The sequence below is a fragment of the Acinetobacter sp. YH18001 genome, assembly GCF_013416975.1.
Classification (GTDB): Bacteria; Pseudomonadota; Gammaproteobacteria; order Pseudomonadales; family Moraxellaceae; genus Acinetobacter; species Acinetobacter pseudolwoffii.
In genome coordinates this window covers 1-1,699 of record NZ_VPEU01000124.1, presented here as the reverse complement: position 1 = coordinate 1,699, position 1,699 = coordinate 1, and the positions used below count along the sequence as shown (strand labels likewise).

Sequence of the window (1,699 nt, the reverse complement as noted above, 5' to 3'; positions counted from 1 at the left end):
GGATAATCTTTCTCGGATTCAATCAATAATTGAACCGCTCTTTCTCTGATTTCAGGGGTATATTTTAATTTTGTCATCGGGATAGTCTCTCAGAATATTGACTCTCCGACAAACCCGGTACGGTTCAGCCAGCATTGCTTCATCTTTCATGGTAAACACCTGTGTTGCCCCCCAACAGCGTTGAGGGATAGTTTAAGCGTTTACACAGTTTTATTTACACTCTCCTAAAACCATTTAACAAAATCTATGACTATTTTACTTTCCCTTACCTAATCGTCCTAGTGTATATCTTTTTTTTTGATTAGCTTATTCCTAAATCAAGTGACTTTAGGTAAGTATGATGAACGATATCCAATTTTCAGATTGCGCAAAGGCATGTATGAGCTGTTCCCTTACCTGTGCCAGTTGTGCAAATGCCTGTCTAAAAGAAGAAAATCTGGAGATGATGCGAGAATGTATTCAGCGTTGTCTAGATTGTGCAGATATTTGTCAGCTCTGTGCTCGTATGCAGCAAAATGAATCTCCTTTTATGAAAGAAATTTGTGAGCTTTGTGCCAAGGCTTGTGAATACTGTGCAGATGAATGTAGCCAACATGAGCATCAACACTGCCAGCAATGTGCTGATGCTTGCCGTGAATGTGCCGTCGAATGTCGAAAAATGGTTGTCTGATAAATAAAAGAATTAGTTGAGTTTAGGATTTACTCAATGAATAGCCAACGTGTTAGTTGTTAGTGGGTCAAACCACTAACAACGGCACTGTTGCAAATAGGGATCTGAGTCGATGATTTTCCCTTCAAAAAAGCTTAGAGACCGAAAACTCTATTTACTAGCCAAACTTCTCCTAGAATATTACCGTTATAAAATAATGAAGCTTGTCCTTTGCGTAGAGCACGCATAACCTCAATTCCTTTAATTGTGGCATAAGCCGTTTTCATAGACTTGAATCCCAACGTAGCCTTGATGATCCGTTTGAGCTTGCCATGATCACATTCAATCACGTTATTCTTGTATTTAATCTGTCGATGGTCCAGGTCTTCAGGACACTTTCCTTCCTGTTTTAGTCGCGACAAAGCACGGCCATAGGTATGAGCCTTATCAGTGTTTATGACTCGTGGAATCTGCCATTTTTTGACATGATTCAAAATCTTACCAAGAAAACAATAAGCTGAATGGGTATTTCGTCTAGCAGAAAGATAGAAATCAAGAGTATGGCCACGTTGGTCAACTGCACGGTATAGATATGCCCATTTGCCATTCACTTTTACGTAAGTTTCATCCAGATGCCATAAATGTCGATCTGTAGGATTACGCCAATACCAACGTAAACGTTTTTCCATTTCTGGAGCATAACGCTGAACCCAGCGATAAATTGTGGTGTGATCAACATTCACTCCACGTTCAGCGAGCATTTCCTGAAGTTCACGATAGCTGATGCCATATTTACAATACCAACGAACAGCCCAAAGAATGATTTCACCTTGAAAGTGCCGACCGTGGAAGGGATTCATCTGCTGTATCTCGAAATAAATAAGATATTTAGCTTATCATGTCAGCCTATTTGCAACAGTGCCTTAAAATGTCCTGTTTTTAACCACAAGAGTCAAGCACAGGATTTAAATTTCTTTGTCCAATAACAGCTTTCTGAGCTTTACGGCTCGGCATACTTTTCTTGGCACGGGAACGTTTATTCTGTTTCTC

The 1,699-nt window shown here is 39.8% G+C and carries 2 protein-coding genes; one reads left to right on the top strand and one right to left on the bottom strand.

Annotated elements, in window-relative coordinates:
- Nucleotides 1-340 precede the first annotated feature (340 nt).
- Entirely contained in the window at nucleotides 341-670 is a 330-nt protein-coding gene (locus FTV48_RS14695; RefSeq protein ID WP_025466485.1) for a four-helix bundle copper-binding protein, read from the top strand.
- 134 nt (nucleotides 671-804) lie between these two features.
- Here the strand turns inward: FTV48_RS14695 and FTV48_RS14690 are convergent, their stop codons facing one another.
- Nucleotides 805-1,509 (bottom strand): IS6-like element IS1007 family transposase, encoded by a 705-nt coding sequence (locus tag FTV48_RS14690; protein WP_001067793.1) that lies wholly within the window; start codon nucleotides 1,507-1,509, stop codon nucleotides 805-807.
- Between the last annotated feature and the right edge of the window lie 190 nt (nucleotides 1,510-1,699).

What these genes read in the sequence shown, in the direction of transcription:
- FTV48_RS14695 (WP_025466485.1), top strand. Translation starts at nt 341, where the DNA reads ATGAACGATATCCAATTTTCAGATTGCGCAAAGGCATGTATGAGCTGT.
- FTV48_RS14690 (WP_001067793.1), bottom strand. Translation starts at nt 1,509, where the DNA reads ATGAATCCCTTCCACGGTCGGCACTTTCAAGGTGAAATCATTCTTTGG.